The sequence below is a fragment of the Pseudomonas rubra genome, assembly GCF_028656935.1.
Taxonomy (GTDB): Bacteria; Pseudomonadota; Gammaproteobacteria; order Pseudomonadales; family Pseudomonadaceae; genus Aquipseudomonas; species Aquipseudomonas rubra.
In genome coordinates, this window is the sequence record NZ_JAMDGZ010000031.1 from 15,048 (window position 1) to 37,738 (window position 22,691).

At 63.9% G+C, this 22,691-nt stretch carries 19 protein-coding genes; 8 read left to right on the forward strand and 11 right to left on the reverse strand.

All coding sequences use genetic code 11. From position 1 onward, the window contains the following. Positions 1–66: 66 nt before the first annotated feature. Positions 67–669, forward strand: a complete 603-nt coding sequence (locus M5G17_RS14970) for a transglycosylase SLT domain-containing protein (RefSeq protein ID WP_273893672.1) — start codon at positions 67–69, stop codon at positions 667–669. Here the strand turns inward: M5G17_RS14970 and M5G17_RS14975 are convergent. Beyond that, positions 666–1,541 (reverse strand): EamA family transporter, encoded by an 876-nt coding sequence (locus M5G17_RS14975; RefSeq protein ID WP_273893673.1) that lies wholly within the window; start codon positions 1,539–1,541, stop codon positions 666–668. The two genes, M5G17_RS14970 and M5G17_RS14975, sit on opposite strands and share 4 nt — an antisense overlap. Positions 1,542–1,636: 95 nt before the next feature. Between M5G17_RS14975 and M5G17_RS14980 the strand changes: the two genes are divergently transcribed. Both M5G17_RS14980 and M5G17_RS14985 read left to right on the forward strand, forming a co-directional pair. Next, positions 1,637–2,413, forward strand: coding sequence for an AraC family transcriptional regulator (locus tag M5G17_RS14980; RefSeq protein ID WP_273893674.1), 777 nt, complete (start codon positions 1,637–1,639; stop codon positions 2,411–2,413). Further along, positions 2,410–2,964 (forward strand): nucleotidyltransferase family protein, encoded by a 555-nt coding sequence (locus tag M5G17_RS14985; protein WP_273893675.1) that lies wholly within the window; start codon positions 2,410–2,412, stop codon positions 2,962–2,964. Before M5G17_RS14980 ends, M5G17_RS14985 begins: the two co-directional genes overlap by 4 nt. A 6-nt stretch (positions 2,965–2,970) precedes the next feature. Here M5G17_RS14985 and M5G17_RS14990 read toward each other — a convergent pair whose 3' ends face one another. Together M5G17_RS14990 and cra are read right to left on the reverse strand one after the other, a co-directional pair. Beyond that, positions 2,971–3,750 carry a TatD family hydrolase gene (locus M5G17_RS14990; protein ID WP_273893676.1) on the reverse strand — a complete coding sequence of 260 codons (780 nt, stop codon included), beginning with the start codon at positions 3,748–3,750 and terminating at the stop codon, positions 2,971–2,973. Between the two features lie 2 nt (positions 3,751–3,752). Then, positions 3,753–4,748, reverse strand: a complete 996-nt coding sequence (gene cra / locus M5G17_RS14995) for a catabolite repressor/activator (RefSeq protein WP_273893677.1) — start codon at positions 4,746–4,748, stop codon at positions 3,753–3,755. Between the two features lie 365 nt (positions 4,749–5,113). On the opposite strand from cra, the gene ptsP reads away from it, so the two are divergent. The 3 genes from ptsP to M5G17_RS15010 are packed head-to-tail and all read left to right on the forward strand — an operon-like array spanning position 5,114 to position 10,655. Beyond that, complete coding sequence (gene ptsP / locus M5G17_RS15000; protein ID WP_273893678.1) at positions 5,114–7,972, forward strand: phosphoenolpyruvate--protein phosphotransferase; 2,859 nt, start codon at positions 5,114–5,116, stop codon at positions 7,970–7,972. Next, entirely contained in the window at positions 7,972–8,922 is a 951-nt protein-coding gene (gene pfkB, locus M5G17_RS15005; RefSeq protein WP_273893679.1) for a 1-phosphofructokinase, read from the forward strand. Before ptsP ends, pfkB begins: the two co-directional genes overlap by 1 nt. Further along, positions 8,919–10,655 carry a PTS fructose-like transporter subunit IIB gene (locus M5G17_RS15010; protein WP_273893680.1) on the forward strand — a complete coding sequence of 579 codons (1,737 nt, stop codon included), beginning with the start codon at positions 8,919–8,921 and terminating at the stop codon, positions 10,653–10,655. Before pfkB ends, M5G17_RS15010 begins: the two co-directional genes overlap by 4 nt. Here M5G17_RS15010 and M5G17_RS15015 read toward each other — a convergent pair whose 3' ends face one another. The 8 genes from M5G17_RS15015 to M5G17_RS15050 form a co-directional block, all read right to left on the reverse strand. After that, entirely contained in the window at positions 10,656–10,886 is a 231-nt protein-coding gene (locus M5G17_RS15015) for a DUF3820 family protein (RefSeq protein ID WP_273893681.1), read from the reverse strand. Positions 10,887–11,010: 124 nt separating this feature from the next. Then, the gene (locus M5G17_RS15020; protein WP_273893712.1) at positions 11,011–12,504 is read right to left on the reverse strand and encodes a GGDEF domain-containing protein; all 1,494 of its coding nucleotides are present in this window, start codon (positions 12,502–12,504) and stop codon (positions 11,011–11,013) included. A gap of 204 nt (positions 12,505–12,708) precedes the next feature. Next, positions 12,709–14,040, reverse strand: coding sequence for an OprD family porin (locus M5G17_RS15025; protein WP_273893682.1), 1,332 nt, complete (start codon positions 14,038–14,040; stop codon positions 12,709–12,711). Positions 14,041–14,246: 206 nt separating this feature from the next. Then, entirely contained in the window at positions 14,247–14,462 is a 216-nt protein-coding gene (locus M5G17_RS15030; protein WP_273893683.1) for a hypothetical protein, read from the reverse strand. 186 nt (positions 14,463–14,648) lie between these two features. Then, positions 14,649–16,031: a heavy metal sensor histidine kinase gene (locus M5G17_RS15035; protein WP_273893684.1), complete on the reverse strand. Its 1,383-nt coding sequence runs from the start codon at positions 16,029–16,031 to the stop codon at positions 14,649–14,651. After that, on the reverse strand, positions 16,006–16,680 hold the full coding sequence (locus tag M5G17_RS15040) for a heavy metal response regulator transcription factor (RefSeq protein ID WP_273893685.1): 675 nt from the start codon (positions 16,678–16,680) through the stop codon (positions 16,006–16,008). Before M5G17_RS15040 ends, M5G17_RS15035 begins: the two co-directional genes overlap by 26 nt. A 9-nt stretch (positions 16,681–16,689) precedes the next feature. Then, positions 16,690–19,782, reverse strand: coding sequence for a multidrug efflux RND transporter permease subunit (locus M5G17_RS15045; RefSeq protein ID WP_273893686.1), 3,093 nt, complete (start codon positions 19,780–19,782; stop codon positions 16,690–16,692). Continuing rightward, positions 19,779–20,945 (reverse strand): efflux RND transporter periplasmic adaptor subunit, encoded by a 1,167-nt coding sequence (locus M5G17_RS15050; RefSeq protein ID WP_273893687.1) that lies wholly within the window; start codon positions 20,943–20,945, stop codon positions 19,779–19,781. The genes M5G17_RS15045 and M5G17_RS15050 overlap by 4 nt, the downstream gene beginning before the upstream one ends. A gap of 386 nt (positions 20,946–21,331) precedes the next feature. On the opposite strand from M5G17_RS15050, the gene M5G17_RS15055 reads away from it, so the two are divergent. Beyond that, entirely contained in the window at positions 21,332–21,880 is a 549-nt protein-coding gene (locus M5G17_RS15055) for a fimbrial protein (RefSeq protein WP_273893688.1), read from the forward strand. Positions 21,881–21,937: 57 nt separating this feature from the next. Then, positions 21,938–22,681, forward strand: coding sequence for a fimbrial biogenesis chaperone (locus M5G17_RS15060; protein ID WP_273893689.1), 744 nt, complete (start codon positions 21,938–21,940; stop codon positions 22,679–22,681). The last annotated feature ends 10 nt before the right edge of the window (positions 22,682–22,691 follow it).

Here is a 22,691-nt window from a genome sequence, read left to right on the forward strand (position 1 = left end):
GCCGGTCCAGGTGCTGCGTTATAGACGAAGGGCATTTCAAGCCCTCTTTTTTTGCTGGGGCGATGGATGAAACAAGGGCGAGTGTGGGCGCTGATGCTGGCGGTGGGAGTCTTGGCCGGGTGTGCTACCGCGCCACCACGGGATCAGAACAATCTGTGCAATATCTACCGTGAGTACCCGGACTGGTACGAAGATTCGCTGAAGATGCAGCAGCAGTTCGGTACGCCGCAGCATGTGGCGATGGCGATCATGAAGCAGGAAAGCAGCTTCGTCTCCGATGCGCTGCCGCCCCGTGATTACCTGCTGTGGGTAATCCCTTGGGGTCGGGTCAGTTCCGCCTACGGTTATGCACAGGCCCAGGACCCGGTCTGGGGCGAGTACAAGAGCGGTACCGGCAATGGTGGTTCGCGGGACAACTTCGATGACGCGATCATGTTCATCGGCTGGTACACCGCCGGTACCCAGCGCCAGTTGGGGATCTCCAAGTGGGATGTGTACAACCAGTACCTGGCCTACCACGAAGGGCGCGGCGGTTTCAGTCGTGGGACCTATCGCAACAAGCCGTGGCTGATGCAGGTGGCGCGCAAGGTGGAGGCGCAGTCCCGAGTCTACGGTGCCCAGCTCAAGGTATGTCGCCAGGAGCTGGAGGATGATCGCGGCTGGTTCTAGTTGGCTCGGCGCAGCAGCGGGCGGGTCTTGACCAGCCCCGCTGCAAGTGCCGCCAGAATCAAGGCGATGGCCATGCCCTCGGGCAGGTCGATGTGGTGGCCGAGCATGACTATTGAGCCGGCGATGCCGAATATCGGAATCAGCAACGACAGCGGCGCGATGGTTGAAACCGGATACTCGCGCAACAACAGGTTCCAGCCCCAGTAACAGAAGTGTGTCGCCGCGTAGACCTGGAACAACAGCGATAACAGCGCGATGCCGTCAACGTGGTTGGCCAGGGCGGTGAACGGCGCGGTGCCATGGCTGAGCCAGGTGAGCAGCAGCAAGGGAACGGGCGGAAACAGGCTTGCCCACACCACAAAGGCAAACATTTCACGTACTTTCGAGCGTTTGATGATGACGTTGCCCAGGCTCCAGCTGAAGGCGCTGACCAGCAAGACGCTGTAACCCACAGTCGTCGCCTGGCCGGGGCTGTTGGCAATAATGCAGATCAAACCCAGGGCGGCGAGTACAACGCCAACGCACTGGCCAAGGCTCATGCCTTCGCGAAATAGCACCATACCCCAACCCAAGGTGAAGAAGGCACTGAACTGGATCAGCAGGGCAGCGGTGCCGGGTGGCACGCCCAAGGTGATCCCCAGGTTGATCAGCGCCCACATCGCCACGCCGAAGATCAGGCCGTAGGCGGCCAGCCAGCCCAGGGCCACGGGCGGGCGTTTGATGAAGAATACCCAGGGCAGGGCGGCCAGGGTAAAGCGCAGGGCGGTGAGCAACAGCGGATCGATCTCGGCCAGGGCCAGTGTGCTGATGGGGAAGTTCAGGCCCCAGACGGCTGTCACGAATACGGCGAGCAGCAGGTGTTTTCGTTGCATGGTGTTGTTATCCACAGGCGGGCAGGGCGCAACTATGCGCAATGTAGGTGTTGGCCCGCTTGCGCTATCGGGTCTCGGGTCGTTAGATTCGGGCCATGATTGAAATTGACCCCGATGAGCCCATTCCTCGCGATGCAGTGGTGACCGCCGTTGACTATGCCGATGGCCATCACTTCGCCCTGCATACCCATCAGCGTGGGCAGTTTGCCTATGCGGCCTGTGGGGTAATCACCGTGTTCACGCGTCAGGGCAACTGGGTGGTGCCGCCGCAACGGGCCATCTGGGTGCCGGCGCAGGTACCCCATGAGATGGTCATGAGCGGGCCGGTGACCATGCTTAACACCTACATCGGCAACGAAGCTGCGGCAGGTCTTGGTCTGCCGCAGCTGTGTCAGGTGTTCGAGGTGTCGGCGTTTTTGCGCCAGTTGCTGATTCAGGCTGCGGACGTGCCGGCGCTGTATGCGCAAGAAGAGCGCGACGGTCATTTGATGGCATTGCTGCTTCATGAAATCGCCCGCATGGCACCGCTGTCGCTGAATGCGCCGCTGCCGGATGATCCACGGTTGGCCCAGGTTTGCCAGCGGCTGTTGCAGCAACCGTCGCTTGAGGTGAGCATCGATGACATGGCCCAACAGGTGGGCAGGAGCCGGCGTACCTTCACCCGATTGTTTCGTCAGCAGACCGGTATCAGCTTTGTCGAATGGCGCCAGCAGGCGTGCCTGTTGGCGGCGGTGGTGCGCTTGGGCAATGGCGAGTCGATAACCCGGGTGGCGATGGACCTGGGCTACAGTAGCCCCAGTGCGTTCACCAGTGTGTTTCGTAAAGCGCTGGGGGCGGCGCCGAGTCGGTATTTCAGCAAGGATGCGTTATGAGTTATGAAGCAAGAGTACAGCAGATTATCTCGACCGATACGCGCAGGTGGCAGTTGCTCGATGTGGTCCGGCGCCTGGACCTTCCGGACTGTTGGATCGGTGCCGGATTTGTGCGCAATGCGGTATGGGACCACCTCCACGAGCGCAGGCCGTCGCCGCTTACAGGGGATGTGGATGTCATCTGGTTTGATCCCGATCGAGCCGACCATGGTGAAGACCAGCGTCTGGAAGCGGCATTGCGCACGTTGGCCCCCGGCATCGACTGGTCGGTAAAAAACCAGGCGCGTATGCACAGCCGCAACGGCGATTCACCTTACGGCTCATCAGCCCAAGCGATGTCCTTCTGGTGCGAAACGGCCACAGCCATTGCCGTACGGCGCACCGCTGCAGGCGTGTGTGAAGTGTCGGCGCCTTTGGGGCTTGATGACCTGTTCGAGCTGTTGCTCAGGCCGAGCCGGCGCTTTGTGGTGGATAAACGGCAGGTCTATGAAGAGCGGATTGCGGCTAAAGCGTGGTTAAGCAAATGGCCCAAGTTGCGCTGTGTTGGCTGACAGGGATTACTCCCAGCCAAACAACTCACAGGCATTACCCGTACTCACCTGCGCCAAGCGCTCAACTTCGATTCCCATGATCGTAGCCAATGCCTGAGCAATCTGCGGCAGATGCGCCGGGCTGTTGCGCATGCCCGGGAACATCACTGGCGCCATGTCCGGCGCGTCGGTCTCCAGCACCACGCTATCGAGCGGCAACTGCGGCAGCACTTTGTGCAGGCGCAGCGCCTGGGGCCAGGTCGCGGCGCCGCCGAGGCCAAGCTTGAACCCCAGCTTGTGATACTCGCGCGCCTCTTCGACGCTGCCGGCAAAGGCATGGATGATGCCGCCGCGCTTGAGCTTGTAGCGCTTGAGCGTGGCAATCACCCTGGCATGGCTGCGGCGTACGTGCAGCAGGGCGGGCAGGTTGAAGTCCACGGCCAGTTGCAGTTGGGCTTCGAACAGCGCCTGCTGGCGTTCGCGGTCAAGTTCGGGCAGGTAGTAGTCCAGGCCGAATTCACCCACGGCGCACAGCTGGCGCTCGCCCTGCAAGCGGGTCAGCCAGTCGCCCAGCTCAGTCAAGTGCTCCGGGCGGTGCTGGTCGAGGTAGACCGGGTGCAGGCCGAATGCGCCGTACAGTTGCGCATCGCTGCGCACCAGGTCCCAGACCCGCTGCCAGTTATCCTGATACACCCCCAGCACCACCATGCGTTCGACGCCGCCCGCCCGGGCGTTGGCCAGTAGGGCCAGGCGGTCGGGGTCGAAGTCTGGAAAATCCAGATGGGTGTGGGTGTCGATCAGGCGCATGGTCAGGCCGGGAAGAGTCGCTGTTTGAAGGTTCGCCCGATGGCGTGCACGCCGGGTTGGTACTGCTTCTGCTCGACGGCGGCGAGCGCCAGTTTGAGTGCGGTTTCGGCGATCAGGCCATGCTGCTGGGCCATGGCGTTGACCGGCAGCGGCAAAAAGTCGAGCAACTGGTTATCACCGAAGGTGCCCAGTTGCAGGCTGCGCGAGTCGGCCGGGCGTGCCTGCAGCACGTCGAACACGCCTTGAAGCAACACGTAGGAGGTGGTCACCAGGGCGTCGGGCAGGCGGCCCAGTTCGTCGATCAACTGGTTCATCAGGCGCTGGCCGCACTCGCGGCTGAAGGCTTCGCCCTGCAGGCGGCTGACCTTGCCGCTGAAGCCTTTCAGGGCCTGGTCGAAACCGCCGGCACGGGCCTGGCTTACACTCAGCTCGGGGCGGGCGCCGATCAGGGCGATGTGCGCAGGCTGGGTGGCCAGCAGGCTGCGGGTCAACTGTTGGCTGGCGTTGCGGTCGTCGCTGACGATCGAGCAGAAATGCGCCGGGTCCAGGCTGCGGTCGATGGCGATGATCGGCAGGCCCTTGGCTTGCAGTTCGCGGTAGCTGTTGTCTTCGGGGGGCAGGCAACTGGCAACGAACAGCGCATCGCAACGGCGGGCGCGGAACAGTTGCTGCAACTGACGCTCGCTCTCGGGCTGGTCGTCGCTGCTGGCGATCAGCAGTTGGTAACCCTGGGCGCGGGCGCGTTGCTCCAGTTGCTTGGCAATGCGTGCGTAGCTGGGGTTTTCCAGGTCGGGGAGGATAAAGCCCAGGGTACGCGTGTGCCGGCTGCGCAAACCGGCAGCCTGGGGGTTGGGGGTGAAGCCATGGGCTTCGACCACCGCCCGCACCCGCTCGACAGTGCTGTTGCTGATGCGTTGCTGTTCGGCCTTGCCATTGATGACGTAACTGGCCGTGGTCACGGACACACCGGCCAGACGCGCGATATCGCTGAGTTTCACCGCATTTTCCTTGTTATTACCGAGGCTGGCTGCAAAGCCTGACCGGGTATTGTCGCCGATCCAGTGAGGAAGGCGCAGACGACCATTGTCGCAATTGTCCTACAAGATGGGCAATGTTGTTCACAGTAGGTGCACCTGTGGGAGCGGGCTTGACCCGCGATAAGGCCAGCAGTCAGCAATACGACAAGCAGGGCTTCATAGATCGCACATTATCGAGTAACGTGCTCATGAATCTAGATTAAACGTTTCAGCAGGCGATTTTTCTGCCGATCCACTCGCCTGCTCCGGGTCATTGCCACTGGCCCCGGGCTGAACAATTCACAACAATACCTCAGCACCCACCTGGTGCTGCAAAGGAGAAGGTCATGCTCGAGCTCACCGTGGAGCAGATATCCATGGGCCAGTCGGCTGTGGATAAGTCGGCAGCGCTGCACTTGTTGGCCGAGCGCCTGGTCAGTGATGGCCTGGTTGCCGAAGGCTATCTGGCCGGGCTGCAAGCCCGTGAAGCGCAAGGCTCGACCTTTCTCGGCCAAGGTATTGCCATCCCCCATGGCACCCCCGAAACCCGCGAGCTGGTGCATGCCACCGGTGTGCGCCTGTTGCAGTTTCCCGAGGGTGTGGACTGGGGTGACGGGCAGATCGTCTACCTGGCCATCGGCATTGCCGCCCGTTCCGATGAACACCTGCGCCTGCTGCAACTGCTGACCCGCGCCCTGGGCGAGACGGATTTGGCCGAGGCCTTGCGCCGCGCCAGCTCCGCCGACGCCTTGCTCAAGTTGTTGCAGGGCGCGCCGCAAGCGCTGGCGCTGGATGCGCAGATGATCGGCCTGGGCGTGCCCGCCGAAGATTTCGATGAACTGGTGTGGCGTGCCGCGCGCCTGCTGACCCGCGCCGAATGCGTCAGCCCGGGTTTTGCCGGGGTGTTGCAACAGGTCGAGCCGCTGCCGCTGGGCGAGGGCCTTTGGTGGCTGCACAGCGAGCAGGCGGTACGCCAGCCGGGCCTGGCCTTTGTCACCCCGCAACAGCCGCTGCGCCATAACGGCCAGCCGTTGCTGGGGCTGTTCTGCCTGGCCAGCCTCGGTGCTGCGCATCAGGCCTTGCTGGAGCGCCTGTGCACGCTGTTGATCGAAGGCCGCGGCCAGGAGCTGTGCCGCGCCACCAACAGCCGCACGGTGCTGGAAGTGCTCGGCGGCGAGTTGCCCAGCGACTGGCCGAGTGCGCGCATCGGCCTGGCCAACGCCCACGGCCTGCATGCGCGTCCGGCCAAGGAGCTGGCGCAACTGGCGAAAAACTTTGATGGCGAGATTCGCCTGCGCCTGGTCGACAGCGGCCAGCCTGCGGTCTCGGCCAAGAGCCTGAGCAAGCTGCTCAGCCTCGGCGCGCGGCGTGGGCAGGTGCTGGAAATCATCGCCGAACCGAGCATCGCCAACGATGCCTTGCCCGCGCTGTTGGCCGCCATCGAGGCGGGCCTGGGCGAAGAGGTCGAGGCACTGCTGCCCGTCGTCGAGGCGGTCATTGAAGTGATGGCCGAGCCTGAGCTTGTGGCGCCCACAGCCGGCGCGCAGATCCAGGGCGTTGCAGCTGCACCCGGCATTGCCAGCGGCCCGGCGCATATTCAGGTGCTGCGCGAGTTCGACTACCCGCTGCGCGGTGAGTCGCTGCCGATCGAACGGCAACGCCTGCAGCAAGCCCTGGCCAATGTGAACCATGAAATCGAAGCGCTGACCCAGCGCAGCCCGGCCAAGGCCATCCGCGAGATTTTCATCACCCATCAGGAGATGCTCGCCGACCCGGACCTCACCGACGAAGTCGACCAGCGCCTGCGCCAGGGCGAGAGCGCGGCGGCGGCGTGGATGGCGGTGATCGATGCCGCCGCGCGCCAGCAGGAAGCCTTGCACGACGCCCTGCTGGCCGAGCGCGCCGCCGACCTGCGTGATATCGGTCGGCGGGTGCTGGCCCAGTTGTGTGGCGAGACCGAAGTGCCGGCGCCTGCGCAACCTTATGTATTGGTGATGGAGGAAGTCGGCCCCTCGGATGTGGCGCGGCTCGACCCGCAATGCGTGGCCGGGATCCTCACCGCCCGGGGTGGCGCCACCGCCCACAGCGCAATCGTCGCCCGCGCCTTGGGCATCCCCGCCGTTGTTGGCGCAGGCGATGCCGTCCTGCTGATTGCGCCGGGCACGCCACTATTGCTCGACGGCCAGCGCGGTCGCCTGAGCGTCGCGCCGGCTGCTGACGAACTCGAACGCGCCCTGGCCGAACGTGACCGCCGCGATCAACGCCTGCAAGCCGCCAAGGCCCGGCGCCTGGAGCCGGCGATCACCCGCGACGGCCATGCCATCGAGGTATTCGCCAATATCGGTGAAAGCGCGGGTATCGAAGCGGTGGTCGATCAGGGCGCCGAAGGCGTCGGCCTGCTGCGCACCGAACTGATTTTCATGGCCCATCCGCAAGCCCCGGACGAAGCCGTGCAAGAGGCCGAATACCGCCGTGTGCTCGATGGCCTTGCTGGGCGCCCGCTGGTGGTGCGCACCCTGGATGTTGGCGGCGACAAACCCTTGCCTTACTGGCCGATTGCCAAGGAAGAAAACCCCTTCCTTGGCGTGCGCGGCGTTCGCCTGACCCTGCAACGCCCGCAGGTGATGGAAAGCCAGTTGCGAGCCTTGCTGCGGGCCGCCGGCGACCGCCCGCTGCGAATCATGTTTCCGATGGTCGGCCAGCTTGAAGAGTGGCGCCAGGCCCGGGCCATGGTCGAGCGCCTGCGCGAGGAAATCAGCGTCAGCGACCTGCAGATGGGGATCATGATCGAGGTGCCGTCGGCCGCCTTGCTGGCGCCGGTGCTGGCCAAGGAAGTGGACTTCTTCAGCATCGGCACCAACGACCTGACCCAGTACACCCTGGCCATCGACCGTGGCCACCCGAGCCTTTCGGCGCAAGCCGACGGCCTGCACCCGGCGGTGCTGCAACTGATCGATATCACCGTGCGCGCCGCCCATGCTCATGGCAAATGGGTCGGCGTGTGCGGCGAGCTGGCGGCCGACCCGCAGGCGGTGGCGCTGTTGCTCGGCCTGGGTGTCGATGAGCTGAGCGTTGCGGCGCGCAGCATTGCCGAGGTGAAAGCCGAAGTACGCGAACTGAACTTTGAACATGCCCAGCAGCTTGCGCGCCAAGCCTTGCAGCTGGGTAGTGCCAGCGCAGTGCGGGCACTGCTGGAGACCCATTGATGGCCAAGATACTGACCCTGACCCTGAACCCGGCGCTGGACCTTACCGTCAGCCTCGACAGCCTGCAGGCAGGGCAGGTCAACCGCAGCCAGGCGCAGCACAGCCATGCGGCAGGCAAGGGCCTGAACGTTGCCCAGGTGCTGGCCGACCTGGGCCACAGCGTGACGGTTGGCGGCTTTCTGGGCCGCGACAACCTGGCGCCGTTCGAAGCCCTGATCGCCCGCCGTGGCTTTGCCGATTGCTTCGTACGGGTGGCGGGCGAGACCCGCTGCAACATCAAGCTGGTCGAAGCGGGTGGCCAAGTCACCGATATCAATGGCCCTGGCCCGCTGGTCGATGAACAGGCGCGGCTGACACTGCTGACTCGTCTTGAGCAGATCGCCCCCGGCCATGATGCGGTGGTGGTCGCCGGTAGCTTGCCGCGTGGCATCAGCCCGCAGTGGTTGCAGATGCTCCTGGCCCGGCTCAAGGCCATGGGCCTGAAGGTGGCCCTGGACAGCAGCGGCGAAGCCTTGCGTGCCGGGCTTGTGTGCGGGCCCTGGCTGGTCAAGCCCAACACCGATGAGCTGGGCGAAGTGCTCGGCAGCGCCGTGCATGACTTTGCCCAGCAACAACGTGCGGCAACCCAACTGATCGGCCAGGGCATCGAGCATGTGGTGGTGTCCCTGGGCGAGCAGGGCGTCAACTGGTTCCGCCAGGGCTGCGCCTTGAGCGCCGTGCCGCCCAAGGTCACGGTGGCCAGCACCGTCGGCGCTGGCGACTCGTTGCTGGCGGGCATGGTTCATGGCCTGCTCAGCGCCGACAGCCCTGGGCAAACCCTGCGCCGGGCCACGGCGATTGCCGCCCAGGCGGTGACCCAGATCGGTTTTGGCATCAACGACCGGGCGCAACTGGCGCAGTTGGAAAGCCAGGTGCAACTGAGCGAAGAACAACAAGAGGCTTGCAGATGAACATTGCCATCGTCACCGCCTGCCCCAATGGCCAGGTCTCCAGTGTGCTCAGTGCGCGCCTGCTGGAAGCGGCCGCGCAGCGCTTGGGCTGGAACACCTGCGTCGAAGTGCACGACCCGCAGCAACCCGAGCGTCAGTTGTCGCAGGCGGCGATTGCCGCAGCCGACTGGGTGCTGGTGATCAACACCGGCCCATTGGACCTGCGCCGTTTTGCCGGCAAGCGCCTGTACCAGAGCACGCCGGCGCAAGCGCTGGCGGATGTGGAAACTTTTCTGCGCGAAGCGGCCGACAAGGCGGTGGCTTATCAGCCTGAAGCCGAGCAGGTGGCAACGCCTCAAGCGCGCAGTGCGAAGATCGTCGCGATCACCGCTTGCCCGACCGGCGTGGCGCACACCTTTATGGCCGCCGAGGCCTTACAGCAGGCAGCGCAGCAACTGGGCTACCAGCTCAGTGTTGAAACCCAAGGTTCGGTGGGGGCGCGCAATCCGTTGTCGGCAGCGGCCATTGCCGAGGCCGATGTGGTGTTGCTGGCCGCCGATATAGAGGTGCCCACCGCGCGCTTTGCCGGCAAGCGCATCTATCGCTGCGGTACCGGCGTGGCCCTCAAGCAGGCCCAAGCGACGCTGAACAAAGCCCTGGCCGAAGGCCGTGAAGAGTCGGCGGCGCAAGGTACAAACGCAGCCCCGGCCGGCAGCGAGAAAACCGGGGTCTACAAGCACCTGCTCACCGGTGTGTCGTTCATGCTGCCGATGGTGGTGGCCGGTGGTTTGTTGATCGCGCTGTCGTTCGTGTTCGGTATCGAGGCCTACAAGGAGCCCGGCACACTGCCTGCCGCTTTGATGCAGATCGGTGGCGAGGCGGCGTTCAAACTGATGGTGCCGCTGCTGGCCGGTTACATCGCCTATTCGATTGCCGACCGCCCGGGGCTTGCGCCAGGGATGATTGGCGGCCTTCTGGCCAGCACCCTGGGCGCGGGTTTTATCGGCGGTATCGTCGCAGGCTTTCTCGCCGGTTACAGCGCCAAGGCCATCAGCCGCTGGGCACGCCTGCCCAGCAGCCTGGAAGCGCTCAAGCCGATCCTGATCATCCCGCTGCTGGCCAGCCTGTTCACCGGCCTTGTGATGATTTATGTGGTCGGCAAACCGGTGGCCGGCATGCTCGAAGGCCTGACCCATTTTCTCGACAGCATGGGCACCACCAACGCGATTCTGCTCGGGGTGTTACTGGGCGGGATGATGTGCGTCGACCTCGGCGGGCCGATCAACAAGGCGGCTTATGCTTTTTCCGTGGGGTTGTTGGCTTCGCAGAGCTACGCGCCGATGGCTGCGACCATGGCTGCCGGCATGGTGCCGCCGATCGGCCTGGGGGTCGCCAGCTTCATTGCCCGGCGCAAGTTCGCCCGGAGCGAGCGTGAAGCCGGCAAGGCGGCGTTGGTGCTGGGCCTGTGTTTTATCTCCGAGGGGGCGATTCCGTTTGCTGCCAAGGACCCGTTGCGGGTGATCCCGGCCAGTGTCGCTGGCGGCGCGCTGACCGGCGCCTTGTCGATGTATTTCGGCTGCAAGCTGATGGCGCCCCATGGCGGCCTGTTCGTCATGCTGATCCCCAATGCGATCAACCATGCCTTGCTGTACTTGTTGGCGATCGTTGCCGGCAGCCTGCTGACGGCGCTGGTCTATGCCGTGCTCAAACGCGGTGAAGGAGTGGAGCTGGCGGTACAGCCCGCCAAGGCCTGATCAACTGCGCGGCCGCGGGTGCTTCTTGCGCAAGGGCACCAGCAGGTCGCTCAGGCCGTTGTGATCGACCTCGTGCATCAGCGCCAGCAAGGCGCCCAATTCGCCCTTGGGAAAGCCCTGGCGGGCGAACCAGTTGAGGTAGTGACCAGGCAGGTCGGCGATCAGTCGGCCCTGGTATTTGCCGTAAGGCATTTCACGGGTGACCAGCAGGACGAGGGCTTCGGGGTTCATGACCAGGTCTTCTGAAGATTGATCAGCGCAACATACAGGCAATTGGCATGAAGACCAAAGGCGCAATGTCATGACCCATTCCAGTCATGACCAGGTCAAGGTCCAGCACAGAGTGTGCGCGCTTTTAAACGGCGGCTTCGACCCGGTTGCGACCGTTGCCTTTGGCCCGGTAGAGCGCCTCGTCGGCATCGCCCAGCAAGGTCTGCAGGTCTTGCTGGGCGCCTGGCGTGTGGCAACCGATGCCGATGCTGACCGTGATGGGCGCACTGTCATCGCCAAACGGCGGCAGTGCTTCGATGGCCGCGCGGATACGCTCGGCCAGCAAGCGGGCGCCGGGCAGTTCAGTCTCCGGCAGTACCACCAGAAACTCCTCGCCACCGTAGCGCGCAGCCAGGTCAGCTGGGCGACGGATGCTGTTGGCGATGGCCGTGGCCACCTGGCGCAAGGCGGCATCCCCGCCGGGGTGGCCATGACGGTCGTTGAAGGCCTTGAAGTGGTCGACATCGACCATCAGTACCGCCAGTGGCCGCGCATTGCGCAGGCTGCGTGCCCACTCCTGGCGCAGTACCTGGTCCAGGCGCCGGCGGTTGGCCAGGCCGGTCAGGCTGTCGGTGGCGGCGAGGGCGGCCAGGCCTTGTTCGGCGCTCTGCCGGCGGCGCAGTTCACGGCCCAGCAGCAAGGTCAGCCAGAGGATGCCGGTGCACAATACACCGGTGGCCACGCTGACCAGCACGGCGGTGCGCTGCCACGACTCGAAGACTTCGTCGGCGGAGTGGGCGACGATGACGATCAGCGGCAAGTCGCCAACCCGGGCAAAGGTGAACAGGCGTTCTTTACCCGTACGCGTGGAGATGCCGGAAAAGGTGCCGCTGACATCGGCACGCATGCGCTGAAAGTTCGGCCGGTCGCTGTAGTTGTTGCCGATTTTGGGCTCGTCCGGGGTGCCCGGCTGGCGCACCAGCAGCACGCCCTCGGTGTTCATCAGGTTGATGCTGCTGTCGCTGCCGATGTCCAGGCGCTGGAACAACGCGCTGAAGTAGGACAGGCGCAACGCCCCGGCGGCAACCCCGAGGAACTCGCCCTTGGGCCCGGAGATCCGTCGGCTGAAACTGATGCACCAGTCCAGGTCGCCCAGCCGCGCCTTGAACGGCTGGCCGATCAGCAGCCCCAGGTCCGGGTTTGCTCGGTGCTGCTGGAAGTCAGCACTGTTGGCGAAGTTGGCCTGGCGTGGGATGGCGCTGGTGGAGTCGGCGACCACGTCGCCCTTGGCATCGAGCCAGAGGATATCGCCGCGAACCGGGGCGGTGACAGCCTGACTGAAGAGAATCTGTTGGCGCAGCTCGACCGGCACGGCGAGCAGTTCGGGGCGCTGTGTGGCCCAGATCAGGCCTTGCAGGGACAGGTCATAGAGTTCGACATTGCGCACGATGTCGCTTTCGATCAGTTGCACGATATTGCTGGCTGAGCGCGCGGCGGCCTGTTCAACGCTGCTGCGTTCGCGCATCAACAGGAAGGTGACGATGGCGACGATGGCGAGCACCGCAAGGCAACTGCCCAGATTGAGGATCAGCTCCGGATGAGACTTGTACAGGGCGGATCGCTGGGATCGGGTGGGCAACGTCATGGTCACTGATGCCGAAGACCGTCTAGAAAGTGCGGTATTACTGCGCGGCGGCCGTATTCTAGGGGCCTGAGGATTGTCGGACAAGGATTTAATCGCATCTATCTGACGATATGCTGGGTTGTGGGAGCGGGCTTGCCCCGCGATTGCAATGGGACAGTCACATCGCATCGCGGGGCAAGCCCGCTCCTACAGGGTTGGTCAGAAGATGTTCAGTGGGTAGTCAACGATTACCCGGTACTCGTCGACATCGTTGTCGATGTGCGAGTAACCCTGGGTGCCACGGTGCGAAGCCCAGCGCAGCAGCACCGAAAGATCCTTCAGCTGGCCTTCCTGGAACACGTACTGCAGATCGAAGTCACGTTCCCAGTGCCGGGCGTTCTCGCCGTCGGCGTTGTACCAGTGGCCGTAGCCGACGCTGTTGGGGTCGACCTTGCTCATGTCCAGCTCACCGCGCGAGTAAGACACTACCGAGGTCAGGCCCGGAATGCCGGCACCGGCGAAGTCGTAGGCGTACTTGAGTTTCCAAGAGCGCTCGTTGGGGCCGTTGAAGTCCGAGTAGATCTGCGAGTTGTCCAGGAACACGCTGTCGCCCTGGTTGATGTAGTCGAACGGGGTGTTGCCATTGACCCGCTGGTACACCGCAGTGAGGCTGTTGTAGCCGAGGTTGACGGTGAAGTGCAGGCTGTAGGTGTTGTTGTCGATGTGTCCCAGCAGCGCCTGGCCAGTTTCCTGGGTGTGGTAGTAGTGCAGGCCCGGGTTGAGGCTGACCAGGTCGTTGAGCTGCCAGGTGTAGTCGACGTCGAAGTAGTACTGGTTCCAGATGTCCTTGAGCTCGGCCGCGTACAGGCTCGAGGTCAGGTTCGGCACGCCGCTCCAGGCCACGCCGGCCCAGTTCAGGTGGCGGCTGTCGCGCTCGTCCGGCAGGTGGCCGTAGAACGTATCGATGCGCCGATGGCCGCTCTGGTTGTAGGGCTTGTTGAAGCTGGCCTGGCCGGCTTCGAGCATCACCCCATCAAAGCTGTTGTTGGTCACGCTGACGCCGCGGAAGGTCTGCGGCAGCATGCGCGACTCGCCACCGGCGATCACCGGGTTGGTGAGGAACAGGTCGCCAGCCTTGAGCTCGGTGTCGAAGGCTTTCATCTTCAGCGCAGCACCGGCGGTAGAGAACGAATCGTGCGCCTTGCCCGGCTCGCCATCGCCCTTGGTGTTGATCGGCAGGATGCTGGAGCCGGAAGTACCGCCACCGCCATCGAGTTTAAGACCGAGCATGGCGTGGGCATCCAGGCCGAAACCGACCGTGCCCGGGGTGTAACCCGATTCGAACTTGCCGAGAAAACCCTGGCCCCATTCGCGGTTGTCACGCACACCTGGCAGCAACTGGTTGCGGTTCAGGTAGTAGTTGCGGGCATGCACATTGAGACTCGACCCTTCGATAAAGCCTTCGGCCTTTTCCTCGTCGGCCTGGGCTGTGAAGGGCATCGTTGCAGCCAATGCAACGAATAGCGGGGTGAAGCGTAAAGCAGTGTTCACCGGTGTGGACTCCTTGAGGTGAATGTACGGCAGTTTTTATTGTGTGAAAGACGCTCTTGTGATGAACAGACGAGCCAGCGTGCTGGCACTTTTCGACACACGAAAAAAAAGCCGCTGATCGGCAGCGGCTTTGAAAGACAACCGCACAGGCGCTCAAGTCACCTGTGCTGTCGTCGAGGGAGTCAAAGAGGTGGAACCTTGGCCGATCAGCTGTCGGAATCGTCACTGGCCTCGGCCTTGGAAGCGGTCTGCTCCAGGCCCTGGGCCTGCTCGGCGTTGCGTGCGGCGATGGCTTCCTGGACAGCGGTGGCACGCTCGGCATTTCGTGCAACAAAGGCCTGGGATTCTTCCGCCATGGCCAGTGGCGACAGCAACAGGGACGACAGGACGAATACGCTGGCAACACCCATACTGTTGGACATTTGCAACAACCTTCTTGCTTGGCAAGTGTGAAGTAGGTCTGAGTAAATTAGTCGGAAATGGGTGGGAGAAACAGTTACTTTTAGGATATGAACTGTTGCGTCAAAGGTAATAGTCATCCGATGGATATTGACTGGATTGGGGCTGCTTTGCAGCCCATCGCCGGCAAGGCCAGCTCCCACAGGCCCTCAAGCCGGCAACAAGATCCCGAAGGTATTGGCCCCCGCCTGGCTGCGCACAAACACGCTGCCGCCATGCATCAGGGCAATCGCCTTGACGATTGCCAGCCCCAGCCCGTGATTGCCACTGCCGCTGTTGCTGCGCGCCGCATCCACCCGGTAGAAGCGCTCGAACAGCATCGCCAGGTGTTCCTCGCCAATCGCCGGCCCCGGGTTGCTCACGGCTATGCTGACCTGGCCGTCCTGCGCCTCGATGCGCACCTGGATTACCTGCTCGGGCAGGGTGTGCTGCACGGCGTTGTTCAGCAGGTTGATCAGCGCCCGGCGCAATTGGGCCTTTTCGATCCGCGCCTGGGCATCGCCACTGACCTGCACGCGAATGTGCGCGTCTTCGAGGATGTAATCCAGGTAGTCGAGGGTGGTCGCCACTTCCTCGGCCAGCGAGCTGCAGGTCAGGGCCGTGGCCTTGCTACCCTGGTCGGCACTGGCGAGGAACAGCATGTCGTTGATGATGCTGCGTAGCCGCTCCAGCTCTTCCAGGTTCGATTGCAGCACCTCGAAGTAATGCTCGGCGCTACGCCCGCGGGTCAGGGCCACCTGGGTCTGGCCGATCAAGTTGGTCAGGGGCGAGCGCAGTTCATGGGCGACGTCGGCGTTGAATGCTTCCAGGCGGCTGTAAGCCTGGTCGACGCGCTCCAGGGTCGAGTTGAACGCGCGGGCAAACTGCGCCAGTTCCGGCGCCAGGTCAGCCAGTTGCAGGCGCCCGCTCAAGCGTGGCGGGGCCAGTTTCTGTGCTTCAGCCGAGAGCGCCAGCAGTGGGCGCAGGCCCACGCGCGCTACCCAATAGCCCAGCAGCGAGGCCAGCACGACGCCGAATGCCGACAGGCTGATGATCGCCACCAGCAAGGTGTGCTGGGTTTGCCAGAAGGTCTGGGTGTCGATGCCGATCAGAAAACGCAGGGCCGGGCGCGTGCCCATGGCGGGCAGTTCGCTGACCAGTACCTTGTACGGGGAGGGACTGCCGGCCAGGTGCAGGTCACGCATGCCCAGGCGGCCCTGGGCAAAGGTGCGAATAGTGGTGTCAGGTTGGCCGTATTCGAACGGGCTGGCGCCGCTGACCACCCAGAAGCGGATGCGCCGGTCTTCTTCGCTGAGCAGGTTGAGCTTGTTGGTGATCTTCTGCCAGTGCTCGCGGGTGTCGTAGCGGGTCAGCGATGACTCCAGCACACTCAAGCGCGCTTCGAGCTCTGCGGTGGGCAGCAGGTCGAGGCTGCGGTCGACCTGCTTGTACAGCGCTGTACCAATCACCAGGAACACGCCCAGCGCCACCAGGGCGAACAGCGCGCTCAGGCGCAAGGCAATCGAATTAGTCGGCACGGTTTTCCAGAACATAGCCCATGCCTCGAATGGTGTGCAGCAGTTTGCTTTCGAATGGGCCGTCGAGCTTCGCGCGCAGGCGCTTGATCGCCACCTCGACGACGTTGGCATCGCTGTCGAAATTGATGTCCCAGACCAGTTCGGCGATGGCGGTCTTGGAGAGAATTTCTCCGTGACGCCGGGCCAGCACGCTGAGCAGCGAGAATTCCTTGGCGGTCAGGTCCAGGCGCTGCCCGGCACGGCTGGCCTTGCGGCTGATCAGGTCGACCCAGAGGTCGGCGACCTGGATCTGCACCGGTTCGTGGGCGCCACCGCGGCGGGTCAGAGCCTGCAGGCGGGCCACCAGCTCAAGGAAGGAAAACGGCTTGCCCAGGTAGTCGTCGGCGCCTTCGCGCAGGCCATGGATGCGGTCTTCGACCCGCTCGCGGGCGGTGAGCATGATCACCGGCGTCTGTTTGCGCGCGCGCAGGGCCCGCAGCACGCCGAAACCGTCCAGGCCGGGGAGCATCACGTCGAGGACGATCACCGCATAGTCGCCTTCCAGGGCCATGTGCAGGCCATCGATACCGTCGCGTGCCAGGTCCACGGTAAAGCCCTGCTCGCTGAGGCCGCGGTGCAGGTAGTCGGCGGTTTTCTCTTCATCTTCGATAATCAGCACACGCATGATCGGCTCTCAACGGGCATCGGTTTGCGCCAGGGGCACGGCCTGCTGGCGCCGGTGGAACAGGCGCTCCAGGGCCAAGTATATGACCGGTGTGGTGAACAGTGTCAGGGCCTGGCTGACCAGCAGCCCGCCGACCACGGCGATACCCAGCGGCTGGCGCAGCTCGGCGCCGGCGCCCATGCCGAACATCAGCGGCACCGCGCCCAGCAGGGCGGCGAGGGTGGTCATCATGATCGGCCGAAAGCGTGTCAGGCAGGCCTGGTAGATCGCCTCTTCGGGGCTCAGCCCTTGGTGCCGCTGGGCATCGAGGGCGAAGTCGACAAGCAGAATGCCGTTCTTCTTGACGATGCCGATCAACAGCACGATGCCGATCAGGCCCATGATGCTGAAGTCCTGGCCCGACAGCCACAGCAGCGCCAGGGCCCCGAGCCCGGCCGAGGGCAGGGTGGAGATGATGGTCAGTGGATGGACGAAGCTCTCGTAGAGCACGCCGAGGATGATGTACACCGCCACCAGCGCGGCGAGGATCAGCCACGGCTGGCTCGCCAGGGAACTCTGGAAAGCCTGGGCCGCGCCCTGGAAAGTACCGATGATCGCGTCGGGCATGCCCAGTTCGCGCTGGGTGCGTTCGAGGATCTGCACCGCATCGCCGAGGGCGACACCGGGCGCCAGGTTGAACGACAGGTTGGCCGCCGGGAACAGGCCGTCATGGGCGATCGACAGCGGCCCGGTGCTCGGCGCTGCAACCTTGGCCAGCACCGACAGCGGCACCATCTCGCCGCTCAACGGTGAGCGCAGGTAAAAGTAATTGAGGCTTTCGGCCTTGCCGCGCTGGCGGGCGTCGAGTTCGAGGATCACCTTGTACTGGTTGGTCTCGGTCTGGAATTCGCTGATCTGCCGCTGGCCGAAAGCGTCGTAGAGCGCCTGGTCGATGTCGCTGGTGGTCAGGCCGAAACGCGCTGCCGCCTTGCGGTCGATGTCGATGCGGGTGACGCTGGCGCCCAGTTGCAGGTCGTTGGACAGGTCGCGAAAGGCCGGGTTGGCCTTCAGCCGTTCGGTCAGGCGCTGGGTCCACAGGTTCAGCGCCGCGCCGTCGTTGCTCTTGAGCACGTATTGGTACTGGCTGCGGCTCGGCCCGGAACTCAAGTTGATGTCCTGGCCGGCGCGCAGGTACAGGACCACGCCCGGCACCTTGGCCAGTTGTGGCCGCAGCCGGTCGATGAACTCACTGGCCGAGACATCGCGATCGCCGCGATCCTTGAGGGCAATCCAGAAGCGGCCATTGGCGATGGTCTGGTTGCTGCCGGTAACCCCGACCGCATGCGAAAAAGCGCGCACCGCCGGGTCGGCCTCGACGATTTTCGCCAGTGCCTGGTGTTTGGCGAGCATGTCCGGGTACGACACATCGGCCGCCGCTTCACTGGTGCCGAGCACGAAGCCGGTGTCCTGTACCGGGAAGAAGCCCTTGGGGATCGCCACGTAGCCGGCCACCGCCAAGGCCAGGGTCAGGCCGAACAGGCCCAGCATCAGCCGCTGGTGCACCAGGGCCTTGAGCAGCCCGCGCTGGTACCAGCCGAGCAGGCGGCCGGAGGTGTCTTGCGGGTGCTGCTGGGGGCGACGCATGAACAGGGCGCAGAGGGTCGGCGCCAGGGTCAGCGACACCACCACCGACACCAGGATGGTCGAGGTGGCGGTCAGGGCGAATTCCTTGAACAAGCGCCCGACCACGCCGCCCATGAACAGCAGTGGAATGAACGCGGCAACCAGCGAGAAGCTGATCGAGACCACAGTGAAGCCGATCTCGGCAGAGCCCTTGAGCGCCGCCTCGCGGCTGTTATCGCCGGCCTCCAGGTGCCGATGGATGTTCTCCACCACCACGATCGCGTCGTCGACCACAAAGCCCACGGCGATGACGATGGCCACCAGGGTCAGGTTGTTGAGGCTGAAACCGAACAGGTACATCAGCGCAAAACTTGCCGTCAGCGACACGCCAAGCACGCTGGAAACGATCAGGGTCGCCGACCACTGGCGCAGGAACAGCGCCATCACCCCGATCACCAGCAACACGGCGATCATCAGGGTGATCTCGACCTCGTGCAGCGAGGCGCGGATGGTCTGGGTGCGGTCGTTGAGTACCGACACCTGCACCGCCGCCGGCAGCATCTGTTCAAGGCCGGGCAAGGCCTCCATGACCCGGTCGACGGTGTCGACGATATTGGCCCCGGGCTGGCGGAACACCACCAGGTTCAGGCCCTGCTGTTCGCCAGACCAGGCCTTGACGTAGGCGTTCTCGGCGCCGTTGATGACCGTGGCGACGTCCTGCAGGTGCACCGGAGCACCGTTGCGGTAGGAGACGATCAACTGCGCGTACTGCTCGGGGTGAAACAACTGGTCGTTGGTGGCGAGGGTCGACACGCTGTTTTGCCCGTACAGCGCGCCCTTGGCCAGGTTCAGGCTGGTTTGCTGGATGGCCTGGCGCAGGTCGGCCAGGGTCAGGCCAAGGGCGGCGAGTTTTTCTGGCTGGGCCTGTACGCGGATGGCCGGGCGCTGTTGCCCGGTGATGTTGATCAGGCCGACGCCGTCGATCTGGCTCAGTTGGCGGGCCAGCAAGGTTTCGGCGTAGTCGCTGAGTTCGTTGGCCGGCATCTGCGCCGAGCTTACGGTGAGGATCAGCACCGGGCTGTCGGCCGGGTTGACCTTGCGCCAGGTCGGCGGGCTGGGCATATCCTGAGGCAGGCGGGCGCTGGCGGTGTTGATCGCCGCCTGGACTTCCTGGGCGGCGGTGTCGATGCTCTTGTCGAGGCTGAATTGCAGGATCAGGTTGGTCGAGCCCAGGGCGCTGCTGGAGGTCATCTGGGTCATGCCGGGGATGGCGCTGAACTGCACTTCCAGGGGCGTGGCCACTGATGAGGCCATGGTTTCCGGGCTAGCACCGGGTAATTGCGCCGTGACCTGGATGGTCGGGAAGTCGGCTTCGGGCAGCGGCGCCACCGGCAAGCGGCCAAAGGCGATGGCCCCGAGCAGCACCAGGGCGAAGGTCAGCAGCACGGTGGCGATCGGCCGGTCGATGCACCAGGCGCTGATCGAGCCGCGCGGGTTCATGGTTGCACCTTGCCGCTGGCCACGTCTTCTACCGGCGGTGCATCGGCGGCCACTTCGACCTGGGCGCCGGGCTTGAGCCGCGACTGGCCATCGGACACCAGGCGATCACCGGCCCCGACCCCGGCAATGATGTTCAGCACACTGTCCTGGTACAGCACCTTGACCGGCACGCTGTCGACCTTGTCGCCATTGATACGGTACACAAAGTGGCCGTCGATGCCGCGTTGCACTACTTGCGGCGGGACTACCAGGGCTTTCTGCTCCAGCGCGGTCTGCAGCTTCAGGGTCACCAGTTGCCCGGGCCAGAGGCGTGCATCGGGGTTGGCGAACTCGGCCTTGACCCGGAGGGTGCCGGTGTTTGCCGCTATCTGATTGTCGATCAGGGTCAGCCGCCCTTCGCCGAGCAGGGTGCCACCGCTGTCGCCGTCGCCTTCCAGGTAGGCCTGGACCACGGCCGGGGTTGACGCGGCGAGCAGGCCTTGCAGGGTTGGCAACAACTGCTGCGGCAGCGAGAACTCGACGCCGATGGGGTCGATCTGGGTCACGCTGAATAGCCCCTGGGCATCGGCGACGCGCAGGAAGTTGCCTTCATCGACATTGCGAATGCCCACCCGGCCACTGACCGGGGAGTGGATCTGGGTATAGGAAAGCTGCACCTGGGCTGCAGCAATCGCCGCCTGGTTGCCCAGCACCGTGGCCTTGAGCTGGTTGAACAGCGCCTGCTGCTGGTCGAGGGTCTGACGCGACACGCTATTGTCGCTGCTCAGCAGGCGGTAGCGCTTGAGGTCGACTTCGGCCACCTGCAATTGCGCCTGGCTCTGGCCCAGCTGGGCCTTGGCCTGTTCGAGGCTGGCACGGATCGCGCGATCATCGATGGTCGCCAGCAGGTCGCCTTGCTTGACCGCCTGGCCTTCCTTGACCAGCAACTGGGTCAACAGCCCCTCGACCTGCGGGCGAATCACCACGCTGTGCAGCGATAGCACCGAACCGATGGCGCTGACAAAGCGGGGTACGTCCTGTTGCTTGACGCTGACCACGCGTACCGGGATAGCGCTGCTGGTGACGGGTTTTTCCTGGCCCGGGCGGTTGAACAGCCACAGCGAGGTGCCGGCCATGGCCACCAGCAGGGTGCAGAGAGCAAGGGAACGAGGCTTGATTGGCATGCTTGCAGGGCACCGCGGACATGAGGTCGATACTGACGGTTATAGCCGCTCAATCAGGTCAACAGCGTGACTGCAAACTGACAGCACTGACAGCTGTCGCGGCAAGGGGCTGTGGTGGGAGCGGGCTTGCCCCGCGATGCGATGTGGCTGACAGAACGCAATCGCGGAGCAAGTCGAATCGTCGCACCCACCAGAATTTTCCCGATCTTCTTTAGGAAACATAGCTATTTCACTCGGACTTCTCCAGGTCTTTGCCCAAGGGCGGTGAAGGCATAGTGGCCCCCGTCGTGTGCAGCAGGGGAAGCAGGTCGGACGCTGACCTGCGGGTTGCTGTTGCACGTCGCCAATATCCAGCGCAAGACGCGCACAACCTATCTGGAGTTGCAATGAAAAAGCTCACGTTCAGCGGCCTGTTCGCCGCCTTGACCCTCGCCGGTGTCACTCAGCTCGCCCAGGCCGCTGATGGCGAAATCAGCTTCGAAGGTTTCATCGTCAACAGCACCTGCGCCATCGAGATTGGTGACAGCGCCGGCGGCGTTCGCGGTGTTGTCAAACTAGGTGATGAAGTGCCGACCAGCAGCCTGTCGAGCGCTGGCATGGTCGCTGGTGGCGGGTATTTCAATCTGCAGGTCAACAGTTCCGACCCCGGCTGTGATGTCTCGGGTAAATCGGCCACCGTGACCTTCCTGCCGGTCAGTGGTTCGGTAGGGCCGAGCGGCCAGTGGCTGGCGCTGGAAAACGTTGCAGGGGCGGCAACCAATGTCGCCGTGCAGCTACGTGATCGTCGTGGTATTGAGCTGCCGATGTCCGAAGCGTCGGAAGAGTACGTCGACCTGACCCAACCGATGCGTTTCACCGCCAACTACATCGCCACCGGGACCGCAACACCAGGGCCGGCCAATGCCAAGGCGCTGTTCACTGTAAACATCCAGTAACCCACACCGCCGGTGCGTACTCCGGTACGCACCGGTGGCAGCATCGAGGAAGCAGTCATGCATCGGTTTTTTCGATATGAACTGGGTTTGCGCCTCTGCCTGGCAGGCGTGCTGGCCATGCTGCCGGTAATGAGTGCCCAGGCCGGGATCATTCTGAGCAATACCCGGGTGGTGTTCGATGCCAACAAGCGTGATGTGTCTGTCACGGCTGGCAATGCCACCGACAAACCTTACGCGGTGCAGGTCTGGGTCAATACCGAGGCCGATGACAATGTCATCGCTGCGCCCTTTATTGCCACGCCGCCGCTGTTTCGCCTGGACTCGATGAAGGAGCAAATGGTGCGCATCGTGCCCACCGCAAATGACCTGCCCAGTGATCGCGAGTCGGTCTTCTACTTCAATGCCCAGGAAATTCCCGCCGCCAACAGTGAGGAGGACGGCACGCTGAAGATAGCGCTGCGCACCCGAATCAAACTGTTCTACCGGCCCAAGGGCCTTGAGGGTTCGTTGCTTGAGGCGCTGCCCGGGCTGCAATGGGTATTGCGTCGGGACCAGGGTAAAGCGCTGTTGGAAGTGCACAACCCATCGCCTTTTCATATCTCGTTCATTCACATCAAGGTCGCTGCCGGCGAGCGTGAGAGCGAGATCGACAAGCCCGTCATGGTGGCGCCGCGTTCACGCCGGGTTTACGAGATTGAGCCCGGCTTGAACTGGACGCCCCAGAGCGTGGTGTTTTCGGTGATCAACGACCATGGCGGTTTCACCGACCCCGAGCAGGTTAGCCTGAGCGACGCACGCTGAGGGCTGGCCC

Excerpts from the sequence above, each read along its gene's own strand:
- M5G17_RS14970 (WP_273893672.1), top strand. The coding sequence starts at position 67 with ATGAAACAAGGGCGAGTGTGGGCGCTGATGCTGGCGGTGGGAGTCTTG.
- M5G17_RS14975 (WP_273893673.1), bottom strand. The coding sequence starts at position 1,541 with ATGCAACGAAAACACCTGCTGCTCGCCGTATTCGTGACAGCCGTCTGG.
- M5G17_RS14980 (WP_273893674.1), top strand. The coding sequence starts at position 1,637 with ATGATTGAAATTGACCCCGATGAGCCCATTCCTCGCGATGCAGTGGTG.
- M5G17_RS14985 (WP_273893675.1), top strand. The coding sequence starts at position 2,410 with ATGAGTTATGAAGCAAGAGTACAGCAGATTATCTCGACCGATACGCGC.
- M5G17_RS14990 (WP_273893676.1), bottom strand. The coding sequence starts at position 3,750 with ATGCGCCTGATCGACACCCACACCCATCTGGATTTTCCAGACTTCGAC.
- ptsP (WP_273893678.1), top strand. The coding sequence starts at position 5,114 with ATGCTCGAGCTCACCGTGGAGCAGATATCCATGGGCCAGTCGGCTGTG.
- pfkB (WP_273893679.1), top strand. The coding sequence starts at position 7,972 with ATGGCCAAGATACTGACCCTGACCCTGAACCCGGCGCTGGACCTTACC.
- M5G17_RS15010 (WP_273893680.1), top strand. The coding sequence starts at position 8,919 with ATGAACATTGCCATCGTCACCGCCTGCCCCAATGGCCAGGTCTCCAGT.
- M5G17_RS15015 (WP_273893681.1), bottom strand. The coding sequence starts at position 10,886 with ATGAACCCCGAAGCCCTCGTCCTGCTGGTCACCCGTGAAATGCCTTAC.
- M5G17_RS15030 (WP_273893683.1), bottom strand. The coding sequence starts at position 14,462 with ATGTCCAACAGTATGGGTGTTGCCAGCGTATTCGTCCTGTCGTCCCTG.
- M5G17_RS15035 (WP_273893684.1), bottom strand. The coding sequence starts at position 16,031 with ATGTTCTGGAAAACCGTGCCGACTAATTCGATTGCCTTGCGCCTGAGC.
- M5G17_RS15040 (WP_273893685.1), bottom strand. The coding sequence starts at position 16,680 with ATGCGTGTGCTGATTATCGAAGATGAAGAGAAAACCGCCGACTACCTG.
- M5G17_RS15045 (WP_273893686.1), bottom strand. The coding sequence starts at position 19,782 with ATGAACCCGCGCGGCTCGATCAGCGCCTGGTGCATCGACCGGCCGATC.
- M5G17_RS15050 (WP_273893687.1), bottom strand. The coding sequence starts at position 20,945 with ATGCCAATCAAGCCTCGTTCCCTTGCTCTCTGCACCCTGCTGGTGGCC.
- M5G17_RS15055 (WP_273893688.1), top strand. The coding sequence starts at position 21,332 with ATGAAAAAGCTCACGTTCAGCGGCCTGTTCGCCGCCTTGACCCTCGCC.
- M5G17_RS15060 (WP_273893689.1), top strand. The coding sequence starts at position 21,938 with ATGCATCGGTTTTTTCGATATGAACTGGGTTTGCGCCTCTGCCTGGCA.